Raw genomic sequence first — 15,635 nt, 5'->3', positions numbered from 1 at the left:
CGGGCTACCAATTGTCGTTGAGCGACTTCGGCAGGCTCAGGGTGCCGCTGTCGCTGAAACGCATCGTGCCAAACAGGCCGCCTGCCAACTTGCCGTGTATGACGTAAGGCAGGTTATCGATCCCTTGGGTGTCCGCCAGCCCCATGGCCTGGCGAAACGCGGCAAAGGCGGAAACGGTGATCGGCACCACCACCACGGCTTCGGAGAAAGCGCCGATCGTGCCTTGCTGATCGCTCACGCCCGATGCCAGCAGCCTGTCGTTGACGTCCAGATTCAGGGCGACGCCGGTGTAATCGATGGGTGTTTCATTGGGGTTTTGCAACCGCAGTTTGACCGCAAAGCGCACCTCCAGCCCCTGGCCTTGCAGCGGCTCGATGCCGACCACGCTGATGTTCAGCGGGTCGCGGTTGGGCAGCAGCGCACAGGCGCTCAAGGCAAGAATCAACAGCGAAGCGAGCAGGGCGCGGATCGGGTGTCGCAGCATCGGTGACGCTCCAGTGAGCAAGGCAAAAGACCGAGTCGTTGAACTCGGCCTTGTATTAGCCTAGTGGTTCAACTGTGCGACCGCCTGGAGCGGCAGAGGTTCGTTATCCGGCGTCTTGACTCATCGGAGACTGGCTTTTTGCCCATCGCCCCCTAAGATGGCCGGCAGCAAGGCTTAACAGATAAGAAGCGGCCAGCAGGGACAGGCAATCACTCATGTCGGAAAAAGACACCATCTCCATGCAACTGGTGCGTGAAGCGCTGTTGCAGTGTTGCGCGCCGGGTGCGGCCACCGATGAGGTGTTGAACAAGGTCGGGATTGCTCCGGCATTGTTCAGCCAGGCCGATGCACGGGTGCCGGCGACGGCGTATGCGCGGTTGTGGCGGTTGCTGGCGCGGCGTCTGGATGACGAGTTCTTCGGTATGGACCCTCGGCGCCTTAGGTCGGGCAGTCTTGAGTTTCTGTGCCGTTCGTCCATGGCTCAGTTGACGGTGGCGGCGGGGATTGAGTCGGGCTTGAGCTTCCTGTCTTTGATGCTTGAGGGTTTGCACGCTGGGTTGGTACGTCAGCAGAGCCTGGCGGAAATTGTGCTGGATGAGCGTGACGAGCCGGCGCGGCGGCCTTTTACTTATTTCACTTACTGGATGATCGTCCACGGAGTGGCCTGTTGGCTGGCGGGGCGGCGGATTCCGATTCTGGCCATCGAGTTGCGCTGTGCGGAACCGGATTTCTGTGAAGACTACAACGTGATGTTTTCCGAGAACCTGCGTTTTGACCGGCCACGGACACGGATGATTTTCGCCGCGGACTGCCTCGATCTGCCGATCAAGCGCAGTGCCGAGGAGTTGAAGCGTTTTCTGGCCCGCGCACCAGCCAATATCCTGGTCAAATACCGCGACCCGGAAAGCTTCGCCAGCCGGATCAAAAACGACTTGCGCACGCTGCCCGCCGAGCGCTGGCCGGAAACCGAGCCCCTGGCTCAGACCTTGTGCATGTCGGCCTCGACCCTGCGTCGGCGTCTGGCGGAAGAGGGGCAGACCTATCAGGCCCTCAAAGACAGCGTACGCAAGGAGCTGGCGATTGTCTGGCTGGCCGACGCCGAAGTCAGCTTCGCCGAAATCGCCGAGCGTTTGGGGTTTGCCGACACCAGTTCGTTCTACAAGGCCTTTCGCAAATGGTCCGGTTCCAATCCGGGGCACTATCGGAGTTTGATTTTGGGGATGTGATCTGATTACGGACGCTCAAGCATCTTTTAAATCATTGGTTTTAAAAAATTATTTTTGAGTGTGCCGGATCCACTGTGGGAGCAGGCTTGCAACTACGCGTCCCGCTGCGAATGGTGTGTCAGACAAACCCCATTGGCCAAACCAGTCACCCAACTTGAAAGCTTTGACCATTGCCCGCGCTTGGTCTGGAGACGACTATTTCCGCTATTCCAAAATAAAAGCGGAAGGAAGGCATTTCCATGCAGATCCAAGACAAGGTTTTTCTGGTCAGCGGCGGCGCCTCTGGCCTCGGCGCAGCCACCGCACAGATGCTGGTGGCCGCGGGTGCGAAAGTGATGCTGGTGGATGTGAACGCCGAGGCGGTGGCGGTTCAGGCTGAAAAGTTGGGCGCGCAGGCGCGTTGGGCGGTGGCCGATGTCAGCCAGGAAGCGGCGGCACAGGCTGCGGTTCAGGCCGCTGTGGAAGCGTTCGGCGGGTTGCACGGGCTGGTCAATTGCGCGGGCGTGGTGGGTGCCGAAAAAATCCTTGGCAAGAATGGTCCTCATGGCCTGGACAACTTCAGCCGGGTGATCAGCGTCAATCTCATTGGCAGCTTCAATCTGCTGCGGTTGGCGGCAGCGGCCATCGCTGAAGGTGAGGCGGGCGAGGGTGGCGAGCGCGGGGTGATCATTAACACCGCTTCGGCGGCTGCCTACGACGGCCAGATCGGCCAGGCCGCTTATGCGGCGTCCAAGGGTGCCATCGTCAGCCTGACGCTGCCTGCTGCTCGTGAGCTGGCGCGTTTCGGTATCCGTGTGATGACCATCGCGCCCGGCATTTTCGAGACGCCGATGATGGCCGGCATGACACCACAAGTGCGTGACTCCCTGGCGGCGGGTGTGCCGTTTCCGCCGCGTCTGGGAAAGCCCGAAGAGTACGCGGCGCTGGTCAGGCATATCATAGAAAACGGCATGCTTAACGGTGAGGTGATCCGTCTTGACGGTGCCTTGCGTATGGCCGCCAAGTAGGTTGGACCCGGCAGTTCAGGACACCTCATTCAGGACACCTCATTCAGGAGAAAGGTCATGTCTATTCAAGATCCGATTGTCATTGTCAGTGCCGTGCGCACGCCGATGGGTGGTTTTCAGGGCGAATTGAAAAGCCTGACCGCGCCACAACTGGGGGCTGCGGCGATTCGCGCTGCCGTGGAACGCGCCGCCGTTGCCCCGCAGGATGTCGAAGAAGTGTTGTTCGGCTGCGTGCTCTCGGCAGGGCTGGGGCAGGCGCCCGCCCGGCAAGCGGCGTTGGGCGCCGGGCTGAGCACCTCGACGCTGTGCACCACGCTGAACAAGATGTGTGGCTCAGGCATGCAGGCGACCATTCTGGCTCACGACCTGCTGCTCGCCGGCAGCGCCAAAGTGGTGATCGCGGGGGGCATGGAAAGTATGTCCAACGCGCCTTATCTGCTGGACCGGGCTCGCAGCGGTTATCGCATGGGCCATGGTCAGGTCATCGACCATATGTTTTTAGACGGCCTTGAAGATGCCTACGACAAGGGCCGCTTGATGGGCACCTACGCCGAGGACTGTGCTGAACTCAATGGCTTTAGCCGTGAAGCGCAGGACGCCTTTGCCGTGGATTCCCTCAAACGGGCGCAACAGGCGATCAGCAACGGCAGTTTCGCCGCGGAAATCGTCCCTTTGCAGGTTACGGTCGGTAAGGAACAACGGCTGGTCAGCGACGATGAGCAGCCGCCCAAGGCCCGGCTGGACAAGATCCCCACCCTGAAACCGGCATTCCGCGAGGGCGGCACGGTGACGGCGGCCAACGCCAGTTCGATCTCCGACGGTGCCGCGGCGCTGATGCTGATGCGCCGGTCCGAAGCCGAGCGGCGCGGTCTCAAGCCGCTGGCGGTGATTCATGGCCATGCGGCGTTTGCCGACAAACCGGGGTTGTTCCCGACCGCGCCAGTGGGTGCGATCAAGAAACTGATGGGCAAGACCGGCTGGTCGCTGGATGACGTCGATCTGTTCGAGGTCAACGAAGCCTTTGCGGTGGTCGCGCTGGTGACCATGAGCCAGCTTGAACTGCCCCACAGCAAAGTGAATATCCATGGCGGCGCCTGCGCTCTGGGTCATCCGATTGGTGCCTCGGGTGCGCGGATTCTGGTAACGCTGCTGTCGGCCCTGCGGCAAAAACGCCTGCACCGTGGCGTGGCGGCGGTGTGCATCGGCGGCGGTGAAGCGACGGCCATTGCGGTCGAATGCCTGTACTGAGGCCTTTATCAAGGAAAACTCATGCTACCCACAGAAGAACAACAACAGATCAGCGATGCAGCCCGTCAGTTCGCCCAGGAGCGGCTCAGGCCGTTCGCCGCGCAATGGGACCGCGAACATTCGTTCCCGCGTCAGGCCATCGGCGAAATGGCCGCACTGGGTTTCTTCGGCATGTTGGTGCCCGAGCAATGGGGCGGCTGTGACACCGGTTATTTGGCCTACGCCATGGCCCTGGAAGAGATCGCCGCCGGTGATGGTGCCTGCTCGACCATCATGAGCGTGCACAACTCAGTGGGCTGCGTGCCGATTCTCAAGTTCGGTAATGAGCAGCAGAAGCAGCGCTTTCTTCAGCCCCTGGCCAGCGGCGCCATGCTGGGAGCCTTCGCTCTGACCGAGCCCCAGGCCGGTTCCGACGCCAGCAGCCTGCGCACTCGCGCCCGGCTCGAAGGTGATCATTACGTGCTCAACGGCTGCAAACAGTTCATCACCTCCGGGCAAAACGCCGGGGTGGTGATCGTATTCGCCGTGACCGATCCCGGTGCCGGCAAGCGCGGTATCAGCGCCTTTATCGTGCCGACCGATTCGCCCGGTTATAAGGTGGCACGGGTCGAGGACAAGCTCGGCCAGCATGCGTCCGACACCTGTCAGATCCTGTTCGAAGACGTCAAAGTTCCGGTCGATCAGCGATTGGGTGAAGAGGGCGAAGGTTACAAAATCGCCTTGGCCAACCTTGAGGGCGGACGCGTCGGTATTGCCGCGCAATCGGTCGGCATGGCCCGTGCGGCGTTTGAGGTGGCGCGAGATTACGCCAAGGAGCGTGAAAGCTTCGGCAAGTCGCTGATCGAACATCAAGCTGTAGCGTTTCGCCTGGCCGATATGGCAACCTCGATCGCGGTCGCCCGGCAGATGGTGCATTACGCAGCGGCCTTGCGTGACAGCGGTAAACCGGCATTGGTCGAAGCGTCCATGGCCAAACTGTTTGCCTCGGAAATGGCCGAGAAAGTCTGCTCCAGCGCGCTGCAAACACTGGGCGGTTATGGTTATCTCAGTGATTTCCCGCTGGAACGTATTTACCGCGACGTGCGCGTCTGTCAGATTTACGAAGGCACCAGCGATATTCAGAGAATGGTGATATCGCGCAGTCTTTAGTCTTATTTATCAGTAAGTTAAAGACGTTTGTTAATGTTTTTTGTTTGATTCGGTTTTTCTCATGAATGATTAATTTAACGGATAAATTTCAATGAGTTACGAAACTATCTTGATGGAGATCCGAGGCCGGGTCGGGTTGATCACCTTGAACCGTCCACAGGCGCTGAACGCCCTCAATGCGCAGTTGATCAGCGAATTGAACCAGGCGCTGGATGTGCTGGATGCCAACCGCGACATCGGTTGTATCGTCCTGACCGGTTCGAAAAAAGCCTTCGCCGCCGGTGCCGATATCAAGGAAATGGCTGAACTGACGTACCCGCAAATCTATGTGGATGACCTGTTTTCGGACAGCGACCGGGTCGCCAATCGACGCAAACCGATGATCGCTGCAGTGGCCGGTTTTGCCTTGGGCGGTGGCTGCGAGCTGGCGCTGATGTGCGATTTCATTTTGGCGGGCGACAACGCGAAATTTGGCCAGCCGGAAATCAAACTGGGCGTGTTGCCGGGCATGGGGGGCACCCAACGCCTGACGCGTGCAGTGGGCAAAGCCAAGGCCATGGAGATGTGCCTCAGCGGGCGCCTCATCGACGCGGTGGAGGCTGAGCGTTCAGGGCTGGTGGCGCGGGTGCTGCCTGTCGATGAACTGCTGGATGAGGCACTGAAGGTGGCGGAAGAAATTGCCGCCAAATCCCTGCCTGTGGCGATGATGGTCAAGGAAAGCGTCAATCGCGCCTTCGAAGTCAGTCTGGCCGAGGGCATCCGTTTCGAGCGCCGGGTATTCCATGCGGCCTTCGCCACCCACGATCAAAAAGAAGGCATGGCGGCGTTCATCGAAAAACGTGAGGCGCGGTTTCAAGGAAATTAAGCAAAGGGAATTAAGCCAAGGGACGCTAATCATTGCCCGTCCGGTTGCGAACGGTTCAACCACTGGAACAGTGCACTCAAATCGGCGGCCGGAGACTGAGAGGGCTCGGCCACGCCAGGCTTGCTGGCGCGGCTGAGTGTTCGACGTTGCTCCGGCGGTTGCGCGTAGAGGGGTTGATCTTCGCCGCATGAGGCCCTTTCAGGGATCGGTTGACGCGGTCCATCGGTTCGATTCGATGCGCCGGGCAGGCTTTGCGGGAGCGTGATCTGAATGCTTTCGGACTGCAACTCAATGCGGGATTGAAGGGTGTTTAGTGTGAGCCCGTGACGGGCATCGGCATGCAATGTCTGGCCTGCACTTAAATGAATGTGCTCGGCCACCGGGTCCAGCGGCAGGCCGTCAATCCGGATACGTGGCCGCTGCACCTGGCTATCGGCGAGGTTGATCAAATAACCGCAGACCACCGGTCGATCCGGGTCGTTATCGAAATAGCTCACCAAAACCTGAGCGCCCGCCCTTAGCGCGTTCGGTGTCACATCGCCCTGCGCGCCCTGGATGGCCAGTGGCAGCCAGCTGCTCACGATGGCACTCCCTTGAGGTTGCTGCCAGTGAAGCTTGACCTGAACGCGACCCTGCTTATCGCGCTGAACCGGTTGATCGTCGATGCCCATCAGGGTGGCGGTCTGATAGCCGTGAATCTGCGGCTTGCCGTGCGTGAGGGGTGGGCGAAAGGGCATGGCCCAGGGAATGGCGCGGAAGTGGTTGCGATAACCGTGACTGAACGGCGCAATTTCGGCACCGGGCATGAACTCCGGATGGTGGTCCAGGGCTGGCCACCCTTTGCCGCTGTGCGGCGGATCATGGTCGAAGATCGCGGCGATATCGAGCGGGTCAAAGCCGTCCAGTAGTTGCGGCTGTTTGCCGACGTGGTGGATCTCGGTCAGTAGCCACTGGTCGTTGAACAGGTTATCGGGGTGGGCGAGCACTTGCAGAATCTGGCCGCTGACCAGCGTCGGCTGGTTGCTGTGACCCTGCACCTGCCGTCGCTCGCAGCGCAAGCGCTCCAGCGAGCGCTCGCTCAACTGCCTGATTCGGGCCTCTTCAGGGCTTTGTTGATCGAAGCGGCGGAAGGCTCCGCAGGGTTGATTGGCGGCCGGGTTGCGTGCTGGGGCGCGGCCGATGTTGTCCTGAGCCGCCATTGATTGCTGGTCGAACGGAAACCCGCCATGACTGCTATAGCTGGGGCGGGTGGAGAAGTGTTCGGCCATATGACTGATTGTTGGAGCGCGCGTGGCACGGCCATCCTGCCTATAGAACCGGGTCGGCCTTGGCTGCTCGGGAAAGCTGGCCGGGTCGTCGGCAAAGATCAGCAGGTGGCCGGTACGGCTGTGTTCGAAGCGATAGTGGATGCCTTCTTCTTCGCACAAGCGCTGCAGGAGGTGCAGATCGCTTTCATCGTACTGAGCGCAGGTCGGTCGTGGCGGATAAAGGCCCAACGTCTGCTCAAAGCGATAGCTATCATCGTCGATACCATGCTCTTCGAGCAGTTGGACGATGATCTGCGGGGCGCTTAACCCTTGGAAAATCCGTCGATGACTGCGCTGTTGCAGCGCTTGCAGCCGTGGTTCCAGACTCACCCGGTAGTGGGTCAAGCCGGCGCCGGCATGCCGTTGGCTGGCGCTGCCGATCCGCCCATGAATGCCGTCGTGCATGCCCTCGTCCAGCGCGCCGAAAGACAGAAAGGCACTGCGCGATATTAATGCTTTGTAGTCCAGGGTCGGCGTCGGGCTGATCAGGTCGATATCGAAACGATAGGGTTGGTTCAAGGCTTCGTGGCCCTTGAAACGGATGACATGCAGCTCCAATTGACTGTTGGCGATCGTCAGGGCGATCAACGTTTCCTTGTCTCGGCTCATCGGCGCATCCTCCGTCCTAGAAAATCCAGGGGAGGAGGGTACGAAATGCCGACGGCGAAAGTCATCGTTAGGCCATATTTCGGAAAAGGACTACAACTCAGGTGCTGATTTATCAGGTGAAGCGCTGATGTTTCCGGTCCGCAATCCGCCTCGTTCGATCAATGGCTCGATAGCAGGGGTTTCATCCGGCGTTATCGCGTATAAAATGCCCTTTATTTCAGCGTTTTGCCGTCGCAACCGTCAGCTTGCCTGCTGACAGAAACGGGGGCAGTGAACAGTCACGGATCAAGAGAACAAGCATGGGCGCACAGTGGAAGGTCAAGCATAAAGAAGCAGCATCCAACGCCAAAGGCCGGATTTTTGGCAAGCTGTCCAAGGAGATCATGATCGCCGCGCGTGCCGGCGCTGATCCCGACATGAACCCGCGTTTGCGGTTGGTGGTCGAGCAGGCGAAAAAGGCATCGATGCCCCGCGAAACCCTCGAACGCGCAATCAAGAAAGGCGCCGGCTTGCTGGGCGAAGGCGTGACGTTCGAGCGTCTGACCTACGAAGGTTTTGCGCCACACCGTGTTCCGGTGATCGTCGAGTGTCTGACCGACAACATCAACCGCACTGTTTCTGAAATCCGCGTGCTGTTCCGCAAGGGGCAACTGGGGGCCGCCGGTTCGGTTTCGTGGGATTTCAACCATCAGGGCATGATCGAGGCCGTTCCTGCCACTCCGGATGCCGACGCTGAGTTGGCGGCCATCGAGGCCGGTGCTCAGGATTTTGAAGCCGGTGAAGACGGCGCAACCCTGTTCCTGACCGAATTGACCGATCTGGACGCCGTCTGCAAGGCGCTGCCGGAGTTCGGCTTCATCGTGCAGTCCGCACAACTGGGTTATCGCCCAAAGAGTACCGTTGACGGCTTGAGCGACGAGGAAATGGCCGATGTCGAAGCGTTTCTCGAAGCCATCGATGGCCATGATGATGTGCAGAATGTGTATGTAGGCTTGGCGGGCTAAGCCCGATCTGACAGTTCGCTCCCACGGCTGTTACGTAAACCCTGTGGGAGCGAATTCATTCGCGAAGGGGCCGGTACATTCAACATCATCAGTGGATGACCCACCGCATTCGCGAATGAATTCGCTCCCACAGGGGGATCAAGTCCGGCACAAAAATACCCGCGCGGCCACGATCCGTAGGAGCCAACGTGTTCGCGAAGGGCTTGATACGGTCTATCAGATACTCCGCAACTCCCCGCAAACCTGCGCAAACGAAGGCCGCCCCAGTACATCAGCCTGAATACACCGACCTTGCAGTTCAATCAGCTGTGCAGTAACCGCCGAATCACATCGCTCCAGCAACTCCCCCAGCAAAACTCCGAAAGCCCTGACCTCAATCCGCTCCAGCGCCAACGCCTGATCGCTGTCGGCTGCCGGATGGAACGACGCTGCACCAAAATCCCCCAGCAGGCAATCGCCGTCCTCGTGCCACAAGATATTGTGCCCGTACAGGTCGCCATGGCTAATGCCGCAGGCGTGCAAATGCTCGGCAACCGAGGCGATGCCGCAGGCCAGGCGCAGGGCGACATCCAGCGAAAAGCGAGCGTCCGGGGCATAGATGTCGCGGGTACAGGAATTCAGGCTGGGCGGTTCTGCGAGGTTGCTGAAGCTGGGGGCGATCAACTGCATCACCAGCCCTACCTGAGCCTGGGGGTGTTCAGCGATCTGCCCTTGAACCTCGATCAAGTTCGGGTGAGCCCCGGCGGCGATGCACGCGGCCATTTCATTGAGTGGTGAACCGTCGCTGGTGATGCTGCCCTTGTAGAGCTTGACCGCCACGGGTGTGGCGGGGTGGTCCGGGGCTTGCCATACCGCCTGCTGAATCACCCCTGAAGCACCTTCGCCCAGTTGCTGCTGCACCTGCAACTGTGACCATGGGATCTCCCGGATAGGGTTGTCGGCATGGTGCGTCGCCAGCGGGTTTCCGGCGTAGGCCAGCCAGGCCAGCGCAGGCAGTTTCAGCAGCCAGTCGGGCAATTCGGTCAGGCGATTGGCGGCAATACGGATCAATTCAAGCTGATTACAGGCGGCCAGGCTCTCAGGCAACTGCTGCAAGCGATTGCCCGCCAGCATCAGTTTTTGCAAGGCACGACAGTCGCCAAGGGCTTCGGGCAGGGCTTCGACGCAGTTGTCGGTCAGGATCAACCAGCGCAGCAAGGGCGGTAAGGCCTGGGCCGGAACATGACGGATCTGGTTGGCCTTGAAGCCGACGATCTGCAATTGGCTGCATTGACCAATGCAGGCCGGCAGCTCGGTGAACTGATTGTCCGAGCAGAACAGCACGCGCAGGTTTTTCAGGCGGCCAAGGTCCTCCGGCAGGCTGTTCAGCGCATTGCCGGTCAGATTGAGCACTTCCAGCGAGTCCGCCAGGTCGAAAATTTCCGCAGGAAACTCGGTCAGCCCGCAGGACAGGTCCAGTCGCTTGATGCCCGCCAATTCGCCGGCGCGTAGCAGTGCGAGGGTGTGAACTCGATTATCGGCCGTCATCGTCAGGTATGCCGCGCGAGACAAATATCGATCAACTGATGCATGCGCTCCAGGCTCGGCGGCGCTTCAGCGTAGAGGATGCGATACACCATAGGGGCGACGATGGCGTCCATCAGTTCTTCAGCCGGAGGCGCTGTTTCGCCGCGAGCCAAGGCCCGATCGATGATGATCTGCAATTGATCGCGGACGATGGCCGAGCATTTGCCAGAGCAGGTCGCCGCGCTGCTGGCCACGACGTCACGCATCAGTTCCCGGCCCGGGGCTGAACTCATTTCGTCCAGATACTGTTCGGTCCAGGTTTGCAGGTCTTCGCGCAGGTTGCCGCAATTGACCGGAATGTCCGGACGCAAGCGCTCAACCGCGGCGTCGGCGAGCAGGGTGGTCAGGTCGCCCCAGCGCCGGTAAATGGTGGAGGGAGTAACGCCGGCGCGGTTTGCGATCAACGGGACGCTGAGTGTCGAGCGATCGTGCTCGAGCAGCAGGTCATGGATGGCCGCATGGATCGATTCCTGGACACGGGCGCTGCGGCCTCCCGTGCGAATACTTTCTTTTATAGCCATGCGGCAGACCTTAACACAAAGAATTTGCTTTAAGCGGGATCGCGTTGCACACTCATAAAAGCTAAGTAATCGCTTTAGTGGTTTGCTTTATTGGAGAGTGTACTCATGTCTCAACCTTTGCAGAACCCGACCCCGACAGTTCGCAGTCGTGGCAGTCTGGGATTTCTGGCCATCACGCTGCTGTGCTTTTTCGCCGCGTCCAGCACGCCGACCCCTCTTTATCATCTGTATCAGCAAAGCTGGGGCTTTTCGGCGGCGATGCTGACCCTTATTTTTGCAGTGTATGCACTGAGTTTGCTGGTGGCCTTGCTGGTGGTCGGCTCGTTGTCCGACTACATGGGCAGACGACCGGTGATTTTTGCCGCGCTGCTGCTTGAGATTCTGTCGATGGCCTTGTTTATCGCCGCCGTCGATGTGACCTGGCTACTGATTGCGCGGGTGCTGCAAGGCTTCGCCACGGGCATGGCCGCCAGCGCACTGGGTGCAGCCTTGCTCGACTGTGATCAAGTTCAGGGACCGCTGGTCAACAGCGTCGCGCCAATGGTGGGCATGGCGGCTGGCGCACTGGGAACCAGCGTGCTGGCAGAATTCGCGCCCTTGCCGCTGTTACTGGCCTTTATCGTGCTGTTGATCGCTTTTGTGTTGCAGGCTCTGTACTTGTGGCGTCTGCCGGAAACGGTCAGCCCGCAACCTGGCGTGTGGACTTCCCTCAAGCCAGCATTGAGCGTACCCCCCCAGGCACGACGCACACTCTGGCTGATCTTGCCGGTGGATATCGCGGCGTGGGCGTTGGGTGGGTTCTACCTGTCACTGACCCCGTCGTTGTTGACGGCGGCGACCGGTTCGACCTCGGTGCTCCATGGCGGGCTGGCCGTGGCGGCGTTGACCCTCAGCGGCATGCTGATGATGTTGAACCTGCGCAAGCGTGCGCCCAGCCTGGCCTTATTCGTGGGCGCCAGCTTTCTGGCCATGGGTGTCGCGGTGATTCTGGCCGCGGTCAACAGCGGCTGGCTCTGGCTGTTTTTCGTCGGCACGGTGATCGCCGGGTGCGGCTTTGGTGCTGGATTTCTCGGGGCCATGCGCCTATTGCTGCCGCTGGCTCATGCTCATGAGCGCGCTGGCTTGATGTCGACGTTTTATGTACTCAGTTACCTGGCGTTTTGCGTTCCGGCATTGATTGCCGGGTTATCGGCACACAGTTTCGGCCTGATCGCGACCACCAACGTCTATGGCCTGGTGGTGATCACCCTTGCATCGTTGGCCTTGCTGGGCTTATTGATCCAGCGGTCGGCCAATTCCCGTGCCCTGCAGCAGGGCTGAAACGGCCGACAAAAGTCGTAGCTGAATTTCCCTGCGCATCTGCTAGTTTCATTCATGTAAGGCCTTTTTCGCCAAGCCCTCAATAAGAACAATCACAGGGACACCGATGAGCCAGAAACAGAAGAACTATCAGCAGACCTACGACCACTCAATCGCCGATCCCGAGGCCTTCTGGGCTGAACAGGCGCGCCATGTGGCCTGGTATCAGTCGCCTCGACAGATCCTCGAAACCCTGGCCGACGGCACCCATCGCTGGTTCGCTGGCGGTCAGCTCAACAGCAGCTACCTGGCGCTCGATTATCAGATCGAGCAGGGACGCGGCGCGCAGACGGCGTTGATCTACGATTCGCCGGTCAGCTACAGCAAGGTGCGTTACAGCTATAACGAGTTGCGCGACGAAGTGGCACGACTGGCCGGGCTGTTGCGCAAGCTGGGTGTGGAGAAGGGCGACGGCGTGATCATCTACATGCCGATGGTCCCGCAGGCGGCCATGGCGATGCTGGCCTGCGCCCGCCTGGGTGCGATTCATTCGGTGGTGTTCGGCGGTTTCGCCGCCCATGAACTGGCGCTGCGTATCGACGATGCCAAACCCAAGCTGGTACTGACTGCGTCGTGCGGGCTGGAGTTCGACCGGGTCATTGAATACAAGCCGCTGGTGGACAAGGCCCTGCAACTGGCCCGTCATCAGCCGCAGCATGTGCTGGTGCTGCAACGTCCGCAAGTTCAAGCGCAGCTGCAGGCGGGTCGCGATCTGGACTGGAACGCCGCTTTGGTCGGTGTGCAACCCGCCGACCCGGTGCCCGTCGCCAGTACCGATCCGCTGTACATCATCTACACCTCGGGCACCACTGGCCGCCCCAAAGGCATCGTTCGCGAAAACGGCGGTAATGCCGTGGCGCTGATCTTCACCATGACCCGGATCTATGGCATGCAGCCGGGCGATGTCTGGTGGGGGATCTCCGATGTCGGCTGGGTGGTGGGCCACTCCCTGATTGTCTACGGACCGCTGATGTGCGGCTGCACCAGTGTGCTGTACGAGGGCAAGCCTATCCGCACACCCGACGCTGGCGCGTATTGGCGCGTGATTGAGGAATATAAGGTCAACGCCTTGTTCTGCGCCCCCACCGCCATGCGCGCGATTCGCAAGGAAGATCCCGACGGCGAGTTGATCAAGAACCGCGACCTGAGCTCGCTCCACCAGCTGTTTTTGGCCGGGGAAAAGCTCGACTCCAGCACCCATCACTGGTTGGAGCAATTGACCGGCAAGCCGGTGCTCGATCATTGGTGGCAGACCGAAACCGGTTGGCCGGTGACGGCGCCGTGCGTGGGCCTGGAAGGTCACAGCCCGGCCCCCGGTTCGAGCAATCGCGCGGTGCCGGGTTACAACGTTCAGGTCATGGATGAAGAGGGCCATCTGCTGGGGCCGGGTCAGCCAGGCTCCATTGTGATTGCCTTGCCACTGCCGCCCGGTTGCAGCCAGACCCTATGGAACGACCATCCGCGCTATCTGGAAGCCTATCTGCAGAGCTTTCCTGGCTATTACCACACTGGCGACGGGGGCTATGTGGATGAACAGGGTTTCGTTTACATCATGGGCCGTACCGACGATGTGATTAACGTCGCCGGTCATCGGTTGTCCACCGGGGAGATGGAAGACCTGGTCGGCCAGCATCCCGCCGTGGCCGAATGCGCGGTGATCGGCGTGCATGACGAGATCAAGGGCCAGGTGCCGCTGGGCATGATCGTGCTCAAGGATGGGGTCGACGAAAGTGCCGAGCAATTGCAGCGGGAAATGGTCGCTCTGGTGCGTGACAGGATCGGTGCGCTGGCGTGTCTGCAGCGTGTCGTGGTGGTAAAACGATTGCCCAAGACCCGTTCCGGCAAAATACTGCGCGCCGTGTTGCGCAAGATCGCCGACGGCGAAACCTTCACGCCCCCTTCGACCATTGATGATCCGGCAATTCTTGGGGAGATTGCCGCGGCGTTGGCCAAGCCTTGATCGTTAGATCGGCTGCCGAATCGCCTGTCTGGCAATCTGCGCCGCAGGGTCGTCGGCCTGGCTGACCATGGCGTAGTTGTAACCGCCACCGGACCAATAGTCCGCCTGTAATTCACCATCGCGGCGGCTGCCGCGTGGCAACAGGTGGTTTTGCGGTCCTGGCGGACGGATATAGAAGCTGACCTTGCGCCCGTTCGAATCTTCATACACCACCATCGCGGCGGCGCCTTGCTCGGTGCTGGTCAAGCGTCCGCTGACCGGTTTGAAACCCGCAGCCTCCAGGTTGGGCAAGCGGTTGGCCTGGGCGAAGTTGTTGTCCAGCCAGCCCTGGGCATTGTTGGGTTTATCCGCGCTCCAGTCCGACGCCATGTCGTCTTTCACCGCGAACATTCGGTACGCCTGCACGGCATCGGCCATGGGCGGAATGGCGTTGCTCAAGGTCATTTCCCGCGCCTGCCAGCCGCTCAGGCCACCCATGCTCACCGCCACCAGCAACATCGCCGCCGTGGCGTAATGCCGATAAGACGTGCGGCGCAAGCGCTGACGGATGAACGCCGGGTCCAGTTCGGGGTTGGGCGCCATGTGCAACCCACCGCTCAAGGCCGCGCGCAGGTGCTGGGCATCGAGTTGCCAGGCTGCCACCTGCTCGGCTTGTTCTGGGTGCGCGGCCAGCCAGATTTCCAGGGTCAGGCGGTCGGCCTCGCTGAGTTGATGGTCGACGTAAGCGTGCAAGTCGCGTTCGCTGGGGGGCAGAGTGATCATTTCAATATCCGCAGAGAAGGGAGCGTGATTTCGCCGTCGCTGAGCTGGCGCAGAGCCTGGCGAGCGCGGGACAAACGGGACATGACGGTGCCAATAGGGACATCGAGGATCTCGGCGATTTCTTTATAACTCAAGCCCTCGACCGAAACCCACAGCAACAGGGCGCGCTGCTCGGTGTTCAACTGGCCAAAGGCTTCAAGGGTCGATCGGGCGACCACGGTGCGTTCGACAGACGGCTCATAATGATCGTCCCTGACGCCGGTGAACAGTTCCAGCATACGTCCATAGCGCCGTGAGCGGCGGTGGGCATCGAGAAACTGTCGGTACAGAATCGAGAATAACCAGGCGCGCAGATCGCCTTCCGGGCGTTTGTCCGCCCAGCGGGACAGGGCCTTTTCCAGGCTCGATTGCACCAGGTCGTCAGCGCTGCTCGGGTCCCGGGTCAGCCAGACTGCGAAGCGCCGTATTCGCGGTAATAACTCGCGTAGTTGGTCGTCGATTTCGTTCATGGGCCTGCGGGTTCCAAGTCAGCAACTATGATCAGTTCAGATCGTGTGACCAGAGAGAC

At 60.3% G+C, this 15,635-nt stretch carries 14 protein-coding genes; 8 read left to right on the top strand and 6 right to left on the bottom strand.

What is annotated here, in order from left to right; all coding sequences use genetic code 11:
• Positions 1 to 4: 4 nt before the first annotated feature.
• On the bottom strand, positions 5 to 484 hold the full coding sequence (locus AC1MEE_RS11740; RefSeq protein WP_480415506.1) for an LEA/WHy family protein: 480 nt from the start codon (positions 482 to 484) through the stop codon (positions 5 to 7).
• Between the two features lie 215 nt (positions 485 to 699).
• On the opposite strand from AC1MEE_RS11740, the gene AC1MEE_RS11735 reads away from it, so the two are divergent.
• From AC1MEE_RS11735 to AC1MEE_RS11715, 5 genes are all read left to right on the top strand, one after another.
• Positions 700 to 1,710 carry an AraC family transcriptional regulator gene (locus AC1MEE_RS11735; protein ID WP_480415505.1) on the top strand — a complete coding sequence of 337 codons (1,011 nt, stop codon included), beginning with the start codon at positions 700 to 702 and terminating at the stop codon, positions 1,708 to 1,710.
• A gap of 239 nt (positions 1,711 to 1,949) precedes the next feature.
• Positions 1,950 to 2,717, top strand: coding sequence for an SDR family NAD(P)-dependent oxidoreductase (locus tag AC1MEE_RS11730; RefSeq protein ID WP_480415504.1), 768 nt, complete (start codon positions 1,950 to 1,952; stop codon positions 2,715 to 2,717).
• A gap of 57 nt (positions 2,718 to 2,774) precedes the next feature.
• Entirely contained in the window at positions 2,775 to 3,965 is a 1,191-nt protein-coding gene (locus tag AC1MEE_RS11725; protein WP_480415503.1) for an acetyl-CoA C-acyltransferase, read from the top strand.
• A gap of 21 nt (positions 3,966 to 3,986) precedes the next feature.
• On the top strand, positions 3,987 to 5,114 hold the full coding sequence (locus AC1MEE_RS11720) for an acyl-CoA dehydrogenase (RefSeq protein ID WP_480415502.1): 1,128 nt from the start codon (positions 3,987 to 3,989) through the stop codon (positions 5,112 to 5,114).
• 91 nt (positions 5,115 to 5,205) lie between these two features.
• Positions 5,206 to 5,979, top strand: coding sequence for an enoyl-CoA hydratase (locus AC1MEE_RS11715; protein ID WP_480415501.1), 774 nt, complete (start codon positions 5,206 to 5,208; stop codon positions 5,977 to 5,979).
• Between the two features lie 29 nt (positions 5,980 to 6,008).
• Here AC1MEE_RS11715 and AC1MEE_RS11710 read toward each other — a convergent pair whose 3' ends face one another.
• Entirely contained in the window at positions 6,009 to 7,895 is a 1,887-nt protein-coding gene (locus AC1MEE_RS11710) for a type VI secretion system Vgr family protein (protein ID WP_480415500.1), read from the bottom strand.
• Between the two features lie 299 nt (positions 7,896 to 8,194).
• Here AC1MEE_RS11710 and AC1MEE_RS11705 point away from each other — a divergent pair, with 299 nt between their 5' ends.
• A complete protein-coding gene (locus tag AC1MEE_RS11705; protein ID WP_480415499.1) occupies positions 8,195 to 8,899 on the top strand; it encodes a YebC/PmpR family DNA-binding transcriptional regulator in 705 nt (234 codons plus the stop codon).
• 216 nt (positions 8,900 to 9,115) lie between these two features.
• Here AC1MEE_RS11705 and AC1MEE_RS11700 read toward each other — a convergent pair whose 3' ends face one another.
• Both AC1MEE_RS11700 and AC1MEE_RS11695 read right to left on the bottom strand, forming a co-directional pair.
• Positions 9,116 to 10,426 carry a leucine-rich repeat-containing protein kinase family protein gene (locus tag AC1MEE_RS11700; protein ID WP_480415498.1) on the bottom strand — a complete coding sequence of 437 codons (1,311 nt, stop codon included), beginning with the start codon at positions 10,424 to 10,426 and terminating at the stop codon, positions 9,116 to 9,118.
• Positions 10,427 to 10,428: 2 nt separating this feature from the next.
• Positions 10,429 to 10,986 carry a TetR/AcrR family transcriptional regulator gene (locus AC1MEE_RS11695; RefSeq protein WP_480415497.1) on the bottom strand — a complete coding sequence of 186 codons (558 nt, stop codon included), beginning with the start codon at positions 10,984 to 10,986 and terminating at the stop codon, positions 10,429 to 10,431.
• A 105-nt stretch (positions 10,987 to 11,091) separates the two neighbouring features.
• Between AC1MEE_RS11695 and AC1MEE_RS11690 the strand changes: the two genes are divergently transcribed.
• Together AC1MEE_RS11690 and AC1MEE_RS11685 are read left to right on the top strand one after the other, a co-directional pair.
• Positions 11,092 to 12,306 (top strand): MFS transporter, encoded by a 1,215-nt coding sequence (locus tag AC1MEE_RS11690; RefSeq protein WP_480415496.1) that lies wholly within the window; start codon positions 11,092 to 11,094, stop codon positions 12,304 to 12,306.
• Between the two features lie 106 nt (positions 12,307 to 12,412).
• Positions 12,413 to 14,305 (top strand): propionyl-CoA synthetase, encoded by a 1,893-nt coding sequence (locus AC1MEE_RS11685; protein WP_480415495.1) that lies wholly within the window; start codon positions 12,413 to 12,415, stop codon positions 14,303 to 14,305.
• Positions 14,306 to 14,308: 3 nt separating this feature from the next.
• On the opposite strand, the gene AC1MEE_RS11680 is transcribed toward AC1MEE_RS11685, so the two are convergent.
• Together AC1MEE_RS11680 and AC1MEE_RS11675 are read right to left on the bottom strand one after the other, a co-directional pair.
• Positions 14,309 to 15,067 (bottom strand): anti-sigma factor family protein, encoded by a 759-nt coding sequence (locus tag AC1MEE_RS11680; RefSeq protein ID WP_480415494.1) that lies wholly within the window; start codon positions 15,065 to 15,067, stop codon positions 14,309 to 14,311.
• The gene (locus AC1MEE_RS11675) at positions 15,064 to 15,576 is read right to left on the bottom strand and encodes a sigma-70 family RNA polymerase sigma factor (RefSeq protein WP_480415492.1); all 513 of its coding nucleotides are present in this window, start codon (positions 15,574 to 15,576) and stop codon (positions 15,064 to 15,066) included. The genes AC1MEE_RS11680 and AC1MEE_RS11675 overlap by 4 nt, the downstream gene beginning before the upstream one ends.
• Positions 15,577 to 15,635 lie beyond the last annotated feature (59 nt).

This window comes from Pseudomonas sp. ASL3, assembly GCF_056680425.1.
Note: the sequence above shows the minus strand (reverse complement) of the source record. Positions and strands in the feature narration are given on the sequence as shown.

Bases quoted from the DNA above. Each gene is read 5' to 3' on its own strand.
- AC1MEE_RS11700 (WP_480415498.1), bottom strand. From the start codon at position 10,426: ATGACGGCCGATAATCGAGTTCACACCCTCGCACTGCTACGCGCCGGC.
- AC1MEE_RS11725 (WP_480415503.1), top strand. From the start codon at position 2,775: ATGTCTATTCAAGATCCGATTGTCATTGTCAGTGCCGTGCGCACGCCG.
- AC1MEE_RS11675 (WP_480415492.1), bottom strand. From the start codon at position 15,576: ATGAACGAAATCGACGACCAACTACGCGAGTTATTACCGCGAATACGG.
- AC1MEE_RS11680 (WP_480415494.1), bottom strand. From the start codon at position 15,067: ATGATCACTCTGCCCCCCAGCGAACGCGACTTGCACGCTTACGTCGAC.
- AC1MEE_RS11735 (WP_480415505.1), top strand. From the start codon at position 700: ATGTCGGAAAAAGACACCATCTCCATGCAACTGGTGCGTGAAGCGCTG.
- AC1MEE_RS11705 (WP_480415499.1), top strand. From the start codon at position 8,195: ATGGGCGCACAGTGGAAGGTCAAGCATAAAGAAGCAGCATCCAACGCC.
- AC1MEE_RS11685 (WP_480415495.1), top strand. From the start codon at position 12,413: ATGAGCCAGAAACAGAAGAACTATCAGCAGACCTACGACCACTCAATC.
- AC1MEE_RS11690 (WP_480415496.1), top strand. From the start codon at position 11,092: ATGTCTCAACCTTTGCAGAACCCGACCCCGACAGTTCGCAGTCGTGGC.
- AC1MEE_RS11730 (WP_480415504.1), top strand. From the start codon at position 1,950: ATGCAGATCCAAGACAAGGTTTTTCTGGTCAGCGGCGGCGCCTCTGGC.
- AC1MEE_RS11720 (WP_480415502.1), top strand. From the start codon at position 3,987: ATGCTACCCACAGAAGAACAACAACAGATCAGCGATGCAGCCCGTCAG.
- AC1MEE_RS11695 (WP_480415497.1), bottom strand. From the start codon at position 10,986: ATGGCTATAAAAGAAAGTATTCGCACGGGAGGCCGCAGCGCCCGTGTC.
- AC1MEE_RS11710 (WP_480415500.1), bottom strand. From the start codon at position 7,895: ATGAGCCGAGACAAGGAAACGTTGATCGCCCTGACGATCGCCAACAGT.
- AC1MEE_RS11740 (WP_480415506.1), bottom strand. From the start codon at position 484: ATGCTGCGACACCCGATCCGCGCCCTGCTCGCTTCGCTGTTGATTCTT.
- AC1MEE_RS11715 (WP_480415501.1), top strand. From the start codon at position 5,206: ATGAGTTACGAAACTATCTTGATGGAGATCCGAGGCCGGGTCGGGTTG.